Source organism: Pseudoalteromonas sp. SCSIO 43101 (assembly GCF_023650775.1).
GTDB lineage: Bacteria > Pseudomonadota > Gammaproteobacteria > Enterobacterales > Alteromonadaceae > Pseudoalteromonas > Pseudoalteromonas apostichopi.
Genome location: NZ_CP072673.1, coordinates 1,552,604 through 1,567,627, shown reverse-complemented (window position 1 = coordinate 1,567,627; position 15,024 = coordinate 1,552,604). Strand labels below are relative to the sequence as shown.

Here is a 15,024-nt window from a genome sequence, read left to right as displayed (position 1 = left end):
CATAATATGAACGGATGGTTTGCGCGCATTATATAAACAAAAATAAGTAGATCAACTGAATTATTTATTTAATTTAATAATTAATAGTGAGTTAACAATGTTTTTAAATTAAGCAGCAATTGATCAACATTTACCCAATTTGATTTTCGTAATTAGCTCATGAATAAGCCCTAGTTTGATGATAGAATTGCGCTAAACACTGAAACAAAAATAATAGGTGCACCATGAAGGTAATCTCATTCAACATTAACGGCCTGCGCGCCCGTTTACACCAGTTGCAAGCCGTAATTGATAAACATCAACCAGATATTATTGGCTTACAAGAAATCAAAGTGCATGATGAGGCCTTCCCTCTCGAAGACGTGCAAAAAATGGGTTATCACGTTTATTTTCACGGTCAAAAAGCGCACTACGGCGTGGCTATGTTATGTAAGCAAGAACCAAAATCAGTCGTTAAAGGCTTTGCAACCGATACTGACGAGTCACAGCGCCGTATGATCAGTGTTACTGTGACACAAGAAAATGGCCGTGAATTAACGGTGATGAATGGCTATTTCCCGCAAGGCGATAATATTGCCCACGAAACCAAGTTCCCATATAAGCGTCAGTTCTACAAAGATTTAATGACCCATTTAGAAGATAACCACACGCCTGAGCAAGATGTTATCGTGATGGGCGACATTAATATTTCACCGACCGATCTCGACATTGGTATTGGTGAACCAAACCGTAAGCGCTGGTTAAAAACAGGTAAGTGTTCGTTCCAACCAGAAGAGCGTGAATGGCTAAGCACTTTATTAAACTGGGGCTTTAAAGATACATTCCGAGAGCTTTACCCAGAAAAAACCGAGCAATATTCGTGGTTTGATTACCGCTCAAAAGGTTTTGATGACAACCGCGGTTTACGTATTGATGTGATCTTAGCAACTCCAGCGCTTGCTAAACGTTGTGTTGAGTCTGGCATCGATTACGAATTACGTGGTATCGAAAAGCCATCTGATCATGCCCCAATTTGGTCAACTTTTAACGCATGATAGACACTATGCAATGGCAGCTCCCTTTGTGGAGCTGTGTGGCTTTAATACTTTGGCTGAGTTTCGATAAACAAAGCGCATCACAATTATTGGCAACACCAATAAGACAAGTTGGTGTACTCGCTTGTGCTTTAGTACTTGCAGTACTGTGGCGTATTAAAGCGGGGATATTGCCAGGCCTCGAATTGCATATTTTAGGGGTCACTGCAGTGACCCTGATTTTAGGTTGGCGACTGGCCATTTTTGCAAGCCTTCTTGCAAGTTTACTCTTGGTATTAGTCGCTCAGCTGCCAGTATCAATACTGCCAGTGCATTTATTGTTTACTGCTTTTTTACCAGTTACGTTAAGCTATTTGTGTTTTGTGCTTTGCTATAGCTATCTGCCAAGGCACTTTTTTATTTATATCTTTTTATGCGCGTTTTTAACCGCTGCTGTTATTGCCTGTATCAAAATACTTACCAGTGGTGTGTTTTATTACTTGCTTGGTGATTACAGTTTTATTGAAATTTCAGAAAACTATCTGATTCTTTGTGCCATAATTTGGTTTCCTGAAGCAATGCTCAATGGCATGGCCATTACCTTGATGATCACCTATCGCCCTCACTGGGTTAAAACCTTTTATGATAAGGACTATTTAGACTCATGAGTCTTCACTATCACTGCCCGCTTTGCAAACTTGAACTTACTCTAACCGACAAAACTTACCGTTGTGACAACAATCACAGTTTTGATATCGCCAAAGAGGGTTATGTCAATTTACTTCCCGTGCAAAATAAAAAGTCTAAACAACCGGGCGATAACCTTGAAATGGTGCAGGCTCGCCGCGCATTTTTAAGTGCCGGGCACTATTTGTTTTTACAGCAAGCTTTAGCAGATTTAGTGACATCACTCGAACCAACTTCAGTGATTGATTTAGGCTGTGGTGAAGGCTTTTACACTCAAGCAATAGCAACGCAATCGAGTGCCGATGTCTATGGTGTCGATATTTCGAAACCCGCGGTAAAATACGCTGCTAAGCGATATGAAAATGCGCATTTTAGCGTTGCCTCAATTAGCCAAGCCCCTTTTGCAGATGCCAAAGCGGATGTGCTTGTTAGTGTGTTTGCACCACTATTTGCACAAGAACTTGCCCGCCTTGCCAAACCACAAGCTAGCTTAATTGTTGCAAGCCCTGGCCCTTGGCACCTAAAAGAGTTAAAAGCATTTATTTATTCCGATGTTAAACCACATACTGAGATAGAACCACCAGCGGGTTTCAGCAAAGAGTCGACGAATTTACTAGAGCAACAGGTGTTGTTATCTGTCGATGAGATTAAACATTTAATTATGATGACGCCGTTTGCATGGAAGTTTCGCCCAGAGCATTGGCAGCAAATAGAACAGCAAGGCCCACAAAAAATTACGTTATCGTTTTATGTGAGCCAGTTTATTCGGGATTAAAAATGCTCTTTAGTGAAAGCTTTGTCCATTTTTTCGAACATATCCTTTAACAGTTGAGCTAAATCTATATAGCGTGGTTTTTCAGTCGTTAATTGTGACTGATAACCATGCGCCTTCATTTTACTGTGCAATTCTGTATACCAACTTAACATCGCTGGTTCTAATCTGGTTTGAGCACGTCTTCCTAACCACAACAAACCTTGCAGCGGAAGTGACAAAAAGAATAGCGCAATAGTGATAGCTTGGGGAAAATAATCACTGCCTAAGTAATTAACTTGCATGAATACGGTCAGCATTGCCAAAATTGGCATCACAGTAATTGCCAGATCAGTAGCTTTGATCACTCTAAATTCGGCAAACAATGGAGCGAGCTCTTGTCGCATCGGCCATTTTTTAGCGTACTGACGACCTGTTTGCACTTGTGACATGACACCTTTTTGCATCATCACTCCTAGGGTTTTCATCTCGTTTCACAACCGAGTGTAACACACTCCCGGATACAATCCCTGCAAAACCTGTCCTAGTTCTAATACCAAATTAATGGCAATGAGACTAACGTTTAAAGTCTAAATGAGATAAAATGTTATCGGCTTAAGTCAACTAGACTTTAGTGTAATTACAGCCTAGCTTTGTTAAGTGTAGCAACAAAATACTTATTTACTATACTGGCAAAGAATTCTAATTATCAAGCCTTAATACACACTGACTGATATCGTACTTTTAGGACCTAGCTATGCCGAAGCACCTTTGCTCACCACATCACGTTTTAGTACTAAACTGTGGTAGTTCGAGTTTAAAATTTGCCATTTTAGATGCCACCACTTCTGACGAAGTTATTTCAGGGTTAGCTGAACGCCTTGGATCAGATACGCCTTCAATAAAATATAAATATAATGGTGAAAAACAACTTATTGAACTTGCAAAAGGACAAGCCCATGATGCAGCAATTAATAAACTTGTTTACCTGGTCAAAAACTTAGGTCTTGAGGATAAGTTAGTTGCCGTAGGCCATAGGGTCGTACATGGTGGCGAACATTTTACCGAGTCAGTATTAATTGATAATGACGTATTAATAGAAATCGAGAAAACGGCAGCATTAGCGCCTTTACATAATCCAGCGAATTTATTAGGTATTCGCACCTCACAGCAAGCGTTCTCGACACTACCACAAATTGCGGTGTTTGATACTGCGTTTCATCAAACTATGCCAAAAATTGCCTACTTATATGCATTACCTTACTCGCTTTATAAAGAACATGGTGTAAGACGTTATGGTTTCCATGGCACGAGCCATTATTATGTTGCCGGTGAAGCGGCGAAATTACTCGGCAAAGAACGCCAGCAAACTAATGTGATCAGTGCGCATTTAGGTAATGGTTGTTCTGTGTGCGCTATTAAAGATGGTAAGAGTGTTGATACCAGTATGGGGCTTACCCCACTGGAAGGCTTAGTCATGGGTACGCGCAGTGGTAGCATCGATCCTGGTTTATTCACCTTTTTGACTCAACAACTTAATTATTCAGTTCAAGAAATTGATGATTTGTTGAATAAACAAAGTGGTCTGTTAGGCATTAGTGAATTATCAAATGACTGTCGCACTATTGAAGAAGCGGCTGTTGAAGGCCACCCACAAGCAAACCTTGCTCTCGATATTTTCTGTTACCGCTTAGCAAAACAAATCGCTGCGTTCTTGGTGCCTCTGCAACGCCTTGATGCGCTTATTTTTACCGGTGGCATTGGTGAAAACTCAGACATCATTCGTGACAAAGTGATTTCACACTTAGGCTTTTTAGGCCTTGAGTGTGATGAAGCTGCTAACTTGGCTGCTCGCTTTGGTAAAGAAGGCCTAATTTCAAAAGGCCAAGCGCATGTTAAAGCGTTTGTGATCCCAACAAATGAAGAATGGGTTATTGCTAACGATGCAGCCCGCATTGCAAAGGAGGCTTAAGTAAATGGCACGTAGAATTATGTTGATCCCTATTTCAACTGGGGTTGGTTTAACATCTGTTTCTGTTGGTTTGGTACGTGCGCTAGAGCAAAAAGCGCTTAAAGTTAACTTTTTCAAACCCATTGCACAGCCACGCTCTGGCGATACAGGCCCAGAAAAGTCGACGCAAATTGTTACCCATGGCTCGCCAATTAATCCACCGACACCATTCGATTTGAGCTATGCAGAGCAAATGATTGGTGATGGTAAAGGCGACGACTTACTAGAAGAAATCGTAGAGCGCTTTGAAAGCACCATTAAAGAAGACGAAATCGCCATTATCGAAGGTATGGTGCCAACACGTCGTCAGCCTTATGCTGGACGCGTAAACCGTGAAATTGCGCAAACGCTAGGTGCTGATATTGTTTTTGTTTTAACGCCTAGTAATGATAGCAATGACCAAATTGAAGACCGTTTAGAAATCGCCTCTGGCAACTATGGCGGTGTTAATCACCCTCGCGTGTTAGGCTGTATTTTCAATAAAGTAAATGCGCCATTGGATGACGAAGGTCGTGCACGTGCAGATCTTGTTGAGGCCCATGAACCTGAACAACTCGAGAACGAATTAAACCGTTTAGCATCGCTGCCTATTTTCAGAAAGCACCCATTTAAGTTATTAGGCTCAATTCCTTGGGATTTTGACCTAGTAGCACCGCGTGTACGAGATTTATGTGAATACTTAAAAGCTGAAGTAATTAACGAAGGTGACATGGCTCACCGCCGTTTACGTCGCGTCACTTTCTGTGCCCGTACAGTGTCGAATATCTTAAGCCACTTTACCCCTGGAGCATTGCTGGTAACTCCTGGCGATCGCTCTGATGTATTAGTTGCAGCTTGTTTATCAGCCATGAATGGCACCAAGCTTGGGGCAATTTTATTAACTGGTGGTTTTAAACCTGAAGATCGCATTATGAAATTATGTGAACAAGCGATGGATACAGGTTTACCAATTATCGCAACAGAAGAAGATACGTGGCGTACCTCACTGTTACTGCATAACTTCAATATGGAAGTGCCTTGTGATGATGATCAACGCATCGATAAAGTAAAAGATCACAACGCCAGCCATATTGACTCAGACTGGTTAGACAGCCTTGCACAAAGTGTTGGTCGTACTCGTAAAATGTCTCCTCCAGCATTTCGCTTCTTACTAACGGATAAAGCCCGTCAAGCGAATAAAACGGTTGTTTTACCAGAAGGTAATGAGCCACGTACTATTAAAGCTGCTGCTATTTGTGGTCAACGTGGTATTGCTAAAACAATCCTTCTTGGCGATAAAGAAGAGATTTTACGTATTGCTGAACAACAAGGTGTTGAGCTTAACGATAACGTAACCATTATTGAGCCAGCTGATGTAATCAACGATTACGTGGCGCCTATGGTAGAGATTCGTAAAAACAAAGGCTTAACAGAAGTGGTCGCACAAGAGCAATTACTAGATAACGTAGTACTTGGCACCATGATGCTTGAACAAGGTAAAGTAGACGGCTTGGTGTCAGGTGCTGTTAACACAACAGCTAACACGATTCGCCCACCGCTACAATTGATTAAAACGGCTCCGGGTTCATCGTTAGTATCATCGGTATTCTTTATGCTATTACCTGATCAAGTACTTGTTTACGGTGACTGCGCTATCAATCCAGATCCTACCGCTGAGCAATTAGCTGATATTGCTATTCAATCGGCTGATTCAGCTGCCGCATTTGGCATTGAACCTCGCGTTGCAATGATCAGCTACAGCACGGGTACGTCAGGCTCAGGCGCTGATGTAGAGAAAGTCCGTGAAGCCACTAAGCTTGCCCAGCAAAAGCGCCCAGACTTAGTGATTGATGGCCCGCTTCAATACGATGCAGCTATTATGGAAAATGTAGCAATTAAGAAAGCACCCGATAGCCCTGTGGCAGGTAAAGCAACTGTGTTTGTATTCCCAGACTTGAATACTGGTAATACAACTTACAAAGCAGTACAACGTAGTGCTGATTTAATTAGTATTGGCCCGATGCTTCAAGGTATGCGCAAGCCGGTAAATGACTTAAGTCGTGGTGCATTAGTAGACGATATTGTTTACACCATTGCCCTTACAGCGATTCAAGCTAAGCAAGTCGAAAGCATAGAAAATTAACCCTTCAAAATTTAGGCTAATTTATAAAACCTTTATAAATTAGCCTATTAGCTTCTTTATACTGACCTATTCCCATATTTATCCACAGATTCTGTGGACAACATTTAAAGACTGAGCTGAGTAATTCCTCAGCAATCAAAATTATTGCGCTTTATCTTAACTTTGTTTACCTATACTATAAATTCAAAGGCTTCAAAGATAGGATCGCAGATGTCAAAACAAACGTTACAACTTCATAGTGAAGAACTTACCATTCATAGTTTAGATGTCGATGCGACGATTGATCCTACCCTACTTCAACAAGCTATTTTCTTTATTGCTAAAACCGCTGATGAGTTGTCTATAGTGTGTCCAAGTAGTTTTGAGCTAGACAGTCTTGATCAAGAAACGGATTGGTTGGCACTTGAGGTGATTGGCCCTCTTGGTTTTTCACTAACAGGTATCATGGCAAATATTTCTGGAGTACTGGCAAAAGCGTCGATTTCGATTTTTGCTTTATCAACTTACGATACCGATTATGTACTGGTGAAGAAGCAAAGTATGGCCAAGGCAATTACAGCCCTGAAAAAAGACGGTTACCATGTGCTAGGTGATGTTAAATAAGCCATGACTAACGAAGTTCAATACTTACCCGAACGCAGCCTCAGAAAAGCGCGCTGCATGGCTATTAAAAGCCCATTTACTGGGCGTGTAAAAAGCATTAGCGAGCACCCAGAGCCATTTTTCCGCTTTGCGACACTTGGACCAAGTATTAGTGTTGAATTAACTAGTCACAACATCATCGCACCATTCGATGGCACCCTATTACAAGTTAAAAATGCCGGTAAAGAATACATTTTACAGGCAAAAAACGGTTTAAAAGTTTTATTAAACTTATCGTTTTCATCGGTTGAAGAACATATTAATCACACCAATATTGCAAAATTAAATGGCAGTAAAATTAGCCAGGGTGAACGGTTAGCCTATTTTGATTTACGCGAGCTGAGCAGCCCAATGCTCGGTACTCTTTGCGTACTCAATAGCCAACACCTTGGCCCTCTGTATTATTCACTATCTCAGGTCATTGCTGGGGTAGACACATTACTCACTGTAACTAAAAAGTAGAATTTATGACTATCATGTACGGTATCAGCAACTGCGATACAATTAAAAAAGCCAAGAAATATTTAACTGATAACAACCAAGAATTTACTTTCCATGATTACCGTAAAGACGGCATTAGTGCTGAGCTAGTTAATGAGTTTGCAGCACATATTGATTGGCAAGATTTAGTTAATAAACGCGGCACAACTTACCGCCAATTATCTGATGAGCAGAAACAAAACCTAGATAAAGAATCAGCATTAGCATTACTGGTTGAGCAACCTGCAATGATCAAGCGTCCGGTACTCGTGCATAACGGCCAGTACTACTTAGGTTTTAAAGCAGCTCAATACGATGAGATTTTTGCCTAATGACTCACCCTGTTATTGAACTTGCTCAAGCACTTATCCAGCGTGAATCAGTAACGCCTGAAGATGCCGGTTGCCAAGCGTTAATGAACGAACGTTTGGAAAAGCTAGGGTTTAATATAGAATCACTGTTTTTCACTGATACCTTAAATACTTGGGCTCGTAAGGGAGATGCGTCACCGCATTTTTGTTTTGCGGGTCACACCGATGTTGTACCAACTGGTCCCGAGAAAAATTGGCAGCACCCGCCCTTTTCGGCACGAGTAAAAGACGGCATGTTACATGGTCGCGGTGCAGCCGATATGAAAGGTTCTTTAGCTGCAATGGTGGTTGCCACCGAGCGTTTTGTGGCTAAGCACCCAGATCATAATGGATCTATTTCGTTTTTAATTACTTCAGATGAAGAAGGCCCGTTCATCAACGGCACAACCCGTGTTATCGATACCCTTGAAGCGCGTGGTGAGAAGATTGATTTATGCTTAGTCGGCGAGCCATCATCACGGGATGAACTTGGCGATGTGGTAAAAAATGGTCGACGTGGCTCATTAACTGGCTTTTTAACCATTAAAGGTGTGCAAGGCCATGTTGCTTATCCGCATCTTGCTCAAAATCCGATTCACTTAGCCGCCCCTGCGTTAACTGAGCTAAGTCAAACCGAGTGGGATCAAGGTAACGAATTTTTCCCTGCAACGAGCTTTCAGGTTTCGAATATTAACGGTGGCACCGGTGCCGGAAATGTGATCCCAGGTGAACTTGAGATTCAATTTAACTTCCGCTTTAGCACAGAAGTTACACACCAGCAGCTACAACAACGAGTCGTTGATATTGTTGAAAAACACAATCTGAATTATGAGTTAAATTGGATTGTAAATGGACTGCCGTTTTTAACCGACCACGGCCCGTTAGTTGATGCAACTGTGCATGCTATTAAGCAGGTGACTGGACGCGAAACAGCGCTTGAAACCACTGGTGGGACATCTGATGGTCGTTTTATCGCACAAACAGGTGCTAAAGTCATTGAACTTGGCCCGCGTAATGAAACCATTCATAAAGTAAACGAATGTGTTAGCACAGAGGATTTAATTCAACTTGCTGATATCTACGAAATCATTTTAGAGCAACTGCTTACATGAACCAAGCTGAGCTTAAACAATGCGCCACCGGGTCATGTAGCTCACATTTAGTTGAGCTACAACACCATCGCTTGCATCGTGATATTGTCGATGATTTTTTAGCTCTTCAGCAAGGTGCGAAAGAAGCGGGTATTGATCTGACAATTGCCTCAAGCTTTCGTGACTTTCAACGTCAAAGCGCTATTTGGAATGCAAAATTTCAGGGCCTTCGACCGGTTTATACCCTTGCACAAAAAACGGTAGACTTAGAAAGCTTGAGTGATATTGAAAAGTGCCACGCTATAATGCTTTACTCCGCACTACCTGGGGCAAGCAGACATCACTTTGGCACCGACCTCGACATCTACGATAACCACCCTATTGACGATGATTATCAGCTGCAATTAACGCCAGATGAGTATTCGGCCACTGGGCCGTTTGCAAAGCTTGCTGCATGGCTTGATGATAACCTCGAAAAGTATGGTTTTTATCGCCCTTACCAAGAATATAAAGGGGGGGTTGCCCCTGAGCCTTGGCATATCAGTCATATCAATGCATCGCATAAGATGATGCAATATGTGTCAGTTGAAACATTACAGCAATGTATTGAACAAAGTGAACTTATTGGCAAGCAAGCGATACTAGCCGAACTAAACACCCTGTATGAACGCTACGTGTTAAATATTAATACGCCAAAATCTAAAGGCTGCGCTTTTTAGTTATTAAAAACACCAGTACAGCGCCAAGAATCAAGGCGCTGGCTGTGATTAAACGCGCTGTTAATTGCTCATCTAAAAATACCACCCCAGCTAACGTAGCAAGCACTGGAACCGTTAGCTGTACCACACCTGCTTGGCTACTTTTAAGCCTTGGTAGTGCAATATACCAAATGCTATAACCAAGGCCTGATGCTAAAGCTCCTGAAGCTATCGCCAAATAAACGCCTGTTGCTGTGATCCCCTGCCAATCGACAACGGCTAGAAAGACTAAAATTGGCACAAGTATTAAACTTCTTAGAAAATTAAAGCTGGTTGCTTGCAAAGGTGAGCTGCATGATTTTCCACGAATACTGTAAACACCCCACGCTACACCACTTAACGCCATGAGCATTGCTGGCATGAAAGAAGGCACCGTCGCTGAGGGCAGCATTAGGTAAATAAAACCCGCAAATGCGACAAATAAAGCCCCCCACTGCACTTTACTGAGCGGCTCTTTATTTAAAACACTATGGCCTATCATGGTTAACTGCACTGCAGAAAATAAGATAAGTGCGCCTGTACCTGTATTTAAATCAACATAAGCAACTGAAAAGCACAGCGCGTAAACAAATAAACTAAGGGCACTGATATTGTTACCTTTATCGGATAAAGGTTTAGCCCTTTGCGATTTTAATTGCCTTAACTTTGCTTGCCATAACAGTAAGCCAAGCAACATAAATGCCCCACTTGCTAAGCGAATAGCAGTAAAGCTCAAAGGATCAATATCACCACTTTGTAATGCCATTCGACACAACAAAGAATTAGCTGCAAAAGCACTAAGTGCAATCAAGGTATACAGTATGGTGCTCAACAAATGCAGTGTCCTTTAACGTTACAAAACAGAAGACCAGAAAGTTGTCTATTAACTTACGATTTTTTACATAATTTATCATAGAAGGTTAAGCCGCGTATGCTAATCTGAGTACATTGTTTAAAAGGAGTGTTCAGTGCATCGACGTTTATTTATTGGAGCTGCTTTACTGTTATCTGGTTGCAGTACCATAGGTATTACTGATCTATTCCAAGATTATGCGACGCAGCTAAAACCTGTGCGCCAAGCAGTTTCTCAAAATAACATAGCAAGTGCTCAGCAACTTTTGCCGAGTAACAGCCGAGGCCATAGTAACTATTTATTGAATCAGCTTGAAACGGCCCGTCTTGAGTTTTTGGCTAAACAAAATTCCGAGGCCAATGAGACCTTTGAAGCTGTTTATCAAAATATGGAACAAAAGCGTCAAGCAGCCAAAGTACAGCTAAGTGCAGGCCTTGAACAAACAAACTCATTATTGACCAATGATTCAGTGATTGGTTATGAGCCAGCAGCCTATGAAATGACTATGCTGCATAGCTACAAAGCACTGAGCTATGTATTTGATAAACAACTTGAATCTGCATTAGTTGAAGTTAGACGTGCTAATAAAGTGCAAGAAGATGCATTAAAAGACAACCAAGCTGTACTTGATGAACAAGCAGAAAAGGCAGCCGAAGGCTACCCTGATATGGCTGAGCTAATTGGTAATGTCAAAAATGGCTTTCAAAATGCCTTTACGTTTTATTTGTCTGGTCTACTTTATGAGGCAGATAAACAGTTTGATGATGCCTATATCGACTATAAGAAAGCACTCGAAATAAATAGCGAAAATAGCTACTTACAGCAAACAGTGTTACGCCTTGCCAAAAAGCAAGGGTTTGATCAGGATTTTGAAGAATTTAGCAAACGCTTTGGCAAGCTAAAGCAAACTCAAGCAAACACAGGCCAAATAATTGTAATTGCAGAGCAAGGGTTAATACCAGCAAGGCAAGAGTTTCATTTACGATTACCCATTTATACCTCCCGGGGTGATGCACGCTTTTACAGTATTGCCATGCCTGTTTATCGCGATGCGCCTTATGCGGGCAGTGATAAAACAGTGAGTCTCGATGGCGAAAACTTACCGCTTACACCCATTGTTAGGCTTGAAGCGCTGGCAGCAAAAACTTTAAAAGATCAAAGTGCTGGCAGAATAACCCGCCAGGTTATGCGTTTGGTTGCGAAAGAAAAGATGCGTGCAGAATTGGCAAGAAGCGGCGGCGATGTCGGTAATATTTTAGCGAATATTTATAACATTGCATCAGAGCAAGCTGATACGCGAAGCTGGTCGACTTTACCAAGTCAACTGAGTATTGCTCAGCATAATGTCCCAGCAGGTCAGCACGCTTTAAGCATGCCAGGGCATGGCGAAATAGACTTTACGGTTAGTAAGCAAAGGTTAACCTTGATTTTTCTAACCTCTATAAATAACTACTACGACACACATGTCGTACAACTCTAGGAGCAATGATGAAATATTTAGTGCCACTATTAACCATTTTACTTGTTGCGGCTTGCTCCTCACGCCCTACCACTTCTGGCATTGGTGTTGAGCAGGCATCACAACAGTATAACCAACAACTGATTGTTAATAACCCTGAACTTGGCAAGAAATTAGCCATTACAGATGTAAAAACACGTCAAACAAATGGCTTAACTGATGTTGTTGTGACACTGGCAAGCCAGTACAAAAAGTCTCAATACTTACAATATCAATTTACTTGGTATGACGCTGATGGCTTTGTTATTCGCGGCAACCATTCGCCTTGGCAACCTATCACTTTATTTGGATTTGCTAAAACCCAGTTACCGGGCCTAGCCCCGACAGCAAATGCTGTCACCTTCTCGCTTGCAGTGCGTGAAGTGTCAACAGAAGCACAAGAATTTGAAGATTAAGGATACTACAATGAAATTACTTTCTGTTAAGTCGGCTGCGGCCGTTGCAATGACAAGCGCTTTATTGCTGTCTGGTTGTGCAAATAAAGCCGTTGTTAGCTATGGTGATGCACAAGCTGTTGAAACTACTGATATAAATTTTGGCTCAACGGATCTACAAAAAGTAGCAAGCCAGATGACAGACTCATTACTTGCTTCACCTGTGGTTGGCACCATGACAGCAAATACTCGCCCCATCGTGTTTGTTGAGCGTATTAAAAACAAAACGAGCGAGCATATTGATACTGAATCAATTACTGATTCAATCTCAACACAGTTATTACGCAGTGGTAAGTTCCGCTTTGTTGATATGACCCGTGTTGAAGCTGTGCGTGAGCAACTTAATTTCCAAAACGTCGATCCACTTGTTGACCCAAATACAGCGATTGCTTTTGGCCAGCAAGTTGGTGCGCAATATATGTTATACGGCAACTTATCGAGCATTGTTAAATCAAATGCTGACAAGGCTGATGTTTATTACAAATTCACAATGCGTTTAATGGATTTAAAAAGCGGTCTAGTTGAATGGGCTGATGAAACTGAAATCCGTAAAACTCGTGAGAAATCAACTTTTGGCTGGTAGCCAGGAGGGTATATGAAATACCTAATTACTATCCTAGCAAGCTGTTTATTACTGAGCTCGCCTAGTTATGCTGATTATCAGCGTAACAAAGCAGTACCAGTACAACAGGTGTTGTTTGGCTCTGTACAATCCGTACGAACCATTACCGAACAAGAGCTAGTCAGAGATAAAACAAACGGCTGGGAAACGTTTGGTGGTGCGCTTATTGGCGGCGTTATCGGTAACCAGTTCGGTGGCGGCAGTGGCCGCACTGTAGCAACCATTTTAGGTTCGATGATTGGTGGCTCTGTTGCTCACAACCGTCAACAAAACAGTCGCGTTATACAATATCAGCTCGTTGAATTGATGATCAAAGTAGAAAGCGGCGAGCAGTTCATGGTTGTGCAAGACAAAGATAACCGAATGCTGTTTAACCAAGGTGATAAAGTACGCCTGGTGTACCTCACCGATAACACGGTACGTGTTGATAAAGCGTATTAAAAAAGCGAGCCTCGGCTCGCTTTTTTTAGCTTTGTCGATAATCAGCGAAGAATCGCTGCATCTTACTCATGGCTTCTGTTAGATCATCTTTGTTTGGTAAAAACACCAATCTGAAATGATCAGGATCAGGCCAATTAAATGCGCGACCATGCACTAATAAGATTTTCTCAGCTTTGAGTAAATCTAAAATCATGCGTTCATCATTTTTGATATTAAAGTGTGCTGTATCCACTTTCGCAAATGCATATAGCGCCCCTTTAGGCTTTTTACAGCTAATACCATCAATGGCATTTAAACCACGCCATGCAATATCTCGCTGAACGTACAGCCGACCACCTGGGTTAATAAGATTATCAATCGACTGCACACCACCTAACGCTTGCTGAATAGCGTATTGCGCAGGTACGTTGGCACATAATCGCATAGACGCCAGCATATCTAGGCCACGACTTAAGTCGTCCATCATGCTAGTACGACCGCTTAACACCATCCAACCCATTCGCAAACCCGCAGCGCGGTACGTTTTGGCTAAGCCATTAAAAGTGATGATTGGCACATCATCACACAATGCACCAATAGAGCTGTGTGTGACACCGTCGTACAAGATTTTCTCGTAAATTTCATCGCTCAATAGCAAAAGCTTGTGTTCACGAGCAATATTGATAAGTTCCATCAAAAGATCATCACTATACACCGCACCGGTGGGGTTATTAGGGTTAATAAGCACCAGTGCTTTGGTCTTTGAAGTGATCTTCGATTTTATATCAGCAATATCAGGGAACCAATCTTGTTCTTCATCACATAGATAATGCACAGGGTTACCCCCTGCTAATTTAACCGATGCTGTCCACAGCGGATAATCCGGTGCGGGAATAAGCACTTCGTCGTCATTATCAAGTAATGCTTGGGTGGTCATTTGAATTAATTCGCTGACCCCATTGCCGATATAAATATTATCGACATCAAGATTAAATAAACCGCGTTGCTGATAGTGTTGATAGACAGCCACACGGGCTGAGTAGAGGCCTTTAGAGTCACAGTAGCCTTGGGCTGAATATAAGTTACGAATGATATCTTTGTGCATATCTTCAGGCATATCAAAGCCAAAGGCAGCCGGGTTGCCAATGTTTAGCTTTAATACTTTTTGCCCTTCATCTTCCATTTTTCGAGCTTGTGCAAGCACAGGCCCACGTATGTCATAACAGACACCGTCTAGTTTGTGACTCTTTTTGATTTGTGACATGGTTACCTCTACTAATTAGCCTTAAGAC

General features: G+C 41.9%; 17 protein-coding genes. 14 read left to right on the top strand and 3 right to left on the bottom strand.

What is annotated here, in order from left to right:
- Nucleotides 1-224: 224 nt before the first annotated feature.
- From xthA to J8Z25_RS07350, 3 genes are read left to right on the top strand one after another with little or no spacing between them, the layout of a single operon-like run.
- Entirely contained in the window at nt 225-1,034 is an 810-nt protein-coding gene (gene xthA, locus J8Z25_RS07360; protein ID WP_167658597.1) for an exodeoxyribonuclease III, read from the top strand.
- On the top strand, nt 1,031-1,681 hold the full coding sequence (locus tag J8Z25_RS07355) for an energy-coupling factor ABC transporter permease (RefSeq protein ID WP_167658598.1): 651 nt from the start codon (nt 1,031-1,033) through the stop codon (nt 1,679-1,681). Before xthA ends, J8Z25_RS07355 begins: the two co-directional genes overlap by 4 nt.
- The gene (locus tag J8Z25_RS07350; protein ID WP_130051729.1) at nt 1,678-2,475 is read left to right on the top strand and encodes a putative RNA methyltransferase; all 798 of its coding nucleotides are present in this window, start codon (nt 1,678-1,680) and stop codon (nt 2,473-2,475) included. The genes J8Z25_RS07355 and J8Z25_RS07350 overlap by 4 nt, the downstream gene beginning before the upstream one ends.
- Here J8Z25_RS07350 and yfbV read toward each other — a convergent pair.
- Complete coding sequence (gene yfbV / locus J8Z25_RS07345; protein ID WP_130052297.1) at nt 2,472-2,918, bottom strand: terminus macrodomain insulation protein YfbV; 447 nt, start codon at nt 2,916-2,918, stop codon at nt 2,472-2,474. The two genes, J8Z25_RS07350 and yfbV, sit on opposite strands and share 4 nt — an antisense overlap.
- A 290-nt stretch (nt 2,919-3,208) precedes the next feature.
- On the opposite strand from yfbV, the gene J8Z25_RS07340 reads away from it, so the two are divergent.
- From J8Z25_RS07340 to J8Z25_RS07310, 7 genes are all read left to right on the top strand, one after another.
- Nucleotides 3,209-4,423 carry an acetate kinase gene (locus J8Z25_RS07340; protein WP_250661920.1) on the top strand — a complete coding sequence of 405 codons (1,215 nt, stop codon included), beginning with the start codon at nt 3,209-3,211 and terminating at the stop codon, nt 4,421-4,423.
- Nucleotides 4,424-4,427: 4 nt separating this feature from the next.
- Nucleotides 4,428-6,584 carry a phosphate acetyltransferase gene (pta, locus tag J8Z25_RS07335; RefSeq protein WP_130051731.1) on the top strand — a complete coding sequence of 719 codons (2,157 nt, stop codon included), beginning with the start codon at nt 4,428-4,430 and terminating at the stop codon, nt 6,582-6,584.
- Nucleotides 6,585-6,794: 210 nt separating this feature from the next.
- The gene (locus J8Z25_RS07330) at nt 6,795-7,187 is read left to right on the top strand and encodes an ACT domain-containing protein (protein ID WP_130051732.1); all 393 of its coding nucleotides are present in this window, start codon (nt 6,795-6,797) and stop codon (nt 7,185-7,187) included.
- Between the two features lie 57 nt (nt 7,188-7,244).
- Nucleotides 7,245-7,688: a PTS glucose transporter subunit IIA gene (locus tag J8Z25_RS07325; protein ID WP_233786733.1), complete on the top strand. Its 444-nt coding sequence runs from the start codon at nt 7,245-7,247 to the stop codon at nt 7,686-7,688.
- 5 nt (nt 7,689-7,693) lie between these two features.
- Nucleotides 7,694-8,038 carry an ArsC family reductase gene (locus tag J8Z25_RS07320; protein ID WP_130051734.1) on the top strand — a complete coding sequence of 115 codons (345 nt, stop codon included), beginning with the start codon at nt 7,694-7,696 and terminating at the stop codon, nt 8,036-8,038.
- Complete coding sequence (gene dapE / locus J8Z25_RS07315; RefSeq protein ID WP_250661919.1) at nt 8,038-9,168, top strand: succinyl-diaminopimelate desuccinylase; 1,131 nt, start codon at nt 8,038-8,040, stop codon at nt 9,166-9,168. Before J8Z25_RS07320 ends, dapE begins: the two co-directional genes overlap by 1 nt.
- On the top strand, nt 9,165-9,866 hold the full coding sequence (locus J8Z25_RS07310; protein WP_250661918.1) for a M15 family metallopeptidase: 702 nt from the start codon (nt 9,165-9,167) through the stop codon (nt 9,864-9,866). Before dapE ends, J8Z25_RS07310 begins: the two co-directional genes overlap by 4 nt.
- On the opposite strand, the gene J8Z25_RS07305 is transcribed toward J8Z25_RS07310, so the two are convergent.
- Nucleotides 9,847-10,716 carry a DMT family transporter gene (locus tag J8Z25_RS07305; RefSeq protein WP_250661917.1) on the bottom strand — a complete coding sequence of 290 codons (870 nt, stop codon included), beginning with the start codon at nt 10,714-10,716 and terminating at the stop codon, nt 9,847-9,849. The genes J8Z25_RS07310 and J8Z25_RS07305 overlap by 20 nt on opposite strands.
- Before the next feature lie 136 nt (nt 10,717-10,852).
- Between J8Z25_RS07305 and J8Z25_RS07300 the strand changes: the two genes are divergently transcribed.
- From J8Z25_RS07300 to J8Z25_RS07285, 4 genes are read left to right on the top strand one after another with little or no spacing between them, the layout of a single operon-like run.
- Nucleotides 10,853-12,217, top strand: coding sequence for a COG3014 family protein (locus tag J8Z25_RS07300; RefSeq protein WP_250661916.1), 1,365 nt, complete (start codon nt 10,853-10,855; stop codon nt 12,215-12,217).
- 8 nt (nt 12,218-12,225) lie between these two features.
- The gene (locus J8Z25_RS07295) at nt 12,226-12,651 is read left to right on the top strand and encodes a YcfL family putative periplasmic lipoprotein (RefSeq protein ID WP_054552954.1); all 426 of its coding nucleotides are present in this window, start codon (nt 12,226-12,228) and stop codon (nt 12,649-12,651) included.
- A 10-nt stretch (nt 12,652-12,661) separates the two neighbouring features.
- The gene (gene lpoB, locus J8Z25_RS07290; RefSeq protein WP_054552953.1) at nt 12,662-13,273 is read left to right on the top strand and encodes a penicillin-binding protein activator LpoB; all 612 of its coding nucleotides are present in this window, start codon (nt 12,662-12,664) and stop codon (nt 13,271-13,273) included.
- A gap of 12 nt (nt 13,274-13,285) precedes the next feature.
- Nucleotides 13,286-13,753, top strand: coding sequence for an outer membrane lipoprotein (locus J8Z25_RS07285; RefSeq protein WP_250661915.1), 468 nt, complete (start codon nt 13,286-13,288; stop codon nt 13,751-13,753).
- A 25-nt stretch (nt 13,754-13,778) separates the two neighbouring features.
- Here J8Z25_RS07285 and J8Z25_RS07280 read toward each other — a convergent pair whose 3' ends face one another.
- Nucleotides 13,779-14,996 carry a pyridoxal phosphate-dependent aminotransferase gene (locus J8Z25_RS07280; RefSeq protein WP_130051740.1) on the bottom strand — a complete coding sequence of 406 codons (1,218 nt, stop codon included), beginning with the start codon at nt 14,994-14,996 and terminating at the stop codon, nt 13,779-13,781.
- Nucleotides 14,997-15,024: the final 28 nt, after the last annotated feature.

Bases quoted from the DNA above. Each gene is read 5' to 3' on its own strand.
- xthA (WP_167658597.1), top strand. From the start codon at position 225: ATGAAGGTAATCTCATTCAACATTAACGGCCTGCGCGCCCGTTTACAC.
- J8Z25_RS07355 (WP_167658598.1), top strand. From the start codon at position 1,031: ATGATAGACACTATGCAATGGCAGCTCCCTTTGTGGAGCTGTGTGGCT.
- J8Z25_RS07350 (WP_130051729.1), top strand. From the start codon at position 1,678: ATGAGTCTTCACTATCACTGCCCGCTTTGCAAACTTGAACTTACTCTA.
- yfbV (WP_130052297.1), bottom strand. From the start codon at position 2,918: ATGCAAAAAGGTGTCATGTCACAAGTGCAAACAGGTCGTCAGTACGCT.
- J8Z25_RS07340 (WP_250661920.1), top strand. From the start codon at position 3,209: ATGCCGAAGCACCTTTGCTCACCACATCACGTTTTAGTACTAAACTGT.
- pta (WP_130051731.1), top strand. From the start codon at position 4,428: ATGGCACGTAGAATTATGTTGATCCCTATTTCAACTGGGGTTGGTTTA.
- J8Z25_RS07330 (WP_130051732.1), top strand. From the start codon at position 6,795: ATGTCAAAACAAACGTTACAACTTCATAGTGAAGAACTTACCATTCAT.
- J8Z25_RS07325 (WP_233786733.1), top strand. From the start codon at position 7,245: ATGGCTATTAAAAGCCCATTTACTGGGCGTGTAAAAAGCATTAGCGAG.
- J8Z25_RS07320 (WP_130051734.1), top strand. From the start codon at position 7,694: ATGACTATCATGTACGGTATCAGCAACTGCGATACAATTAAAAAAGCC.
- dapE (WP_250661919.1), top strand. From the start codon at position 8,038: ATGACTCACCCTGTTATTGAACTTGCTCAAGCACTTATCCAGCGTGAA.
- J8Z25_RS07310 (WP_250661918.1), top strand. From the start codon at position 9,165: ATGAACCAAGCTGAGCTTAAACAATGCGCCACCGGGTCATGTAGCTCA.
- J8Z25_RS07295 (WP_054552954.1), top strand. From the start codon at position 12,226: ATGAAATATTTAGTGCCACTATTAACCATTTTACTTGTTGCGGCTTGC.
- lpoB (WP_054552953.1), top strand. From the start codon at position 12,662: ATGAAATTACTTTCTGTTAAGTCGGCTGCGGCCGTTGCAATGACAAGC.
- J8Z25_RS07285 (WP_250661915.1), top strand. From the start codon at position 13,286: ATGAAATACCTAATTACTATCCTAGCAAGCTGTTTATTACTGAGCTCG.
- J8Z25_RS07280 (WP_130051740.1), bottom strand. From the start codon at position 14,996: ATGTCACAAATCAAAAAGAGTCACAAACTAGACGGTGTCTGTTATGAC.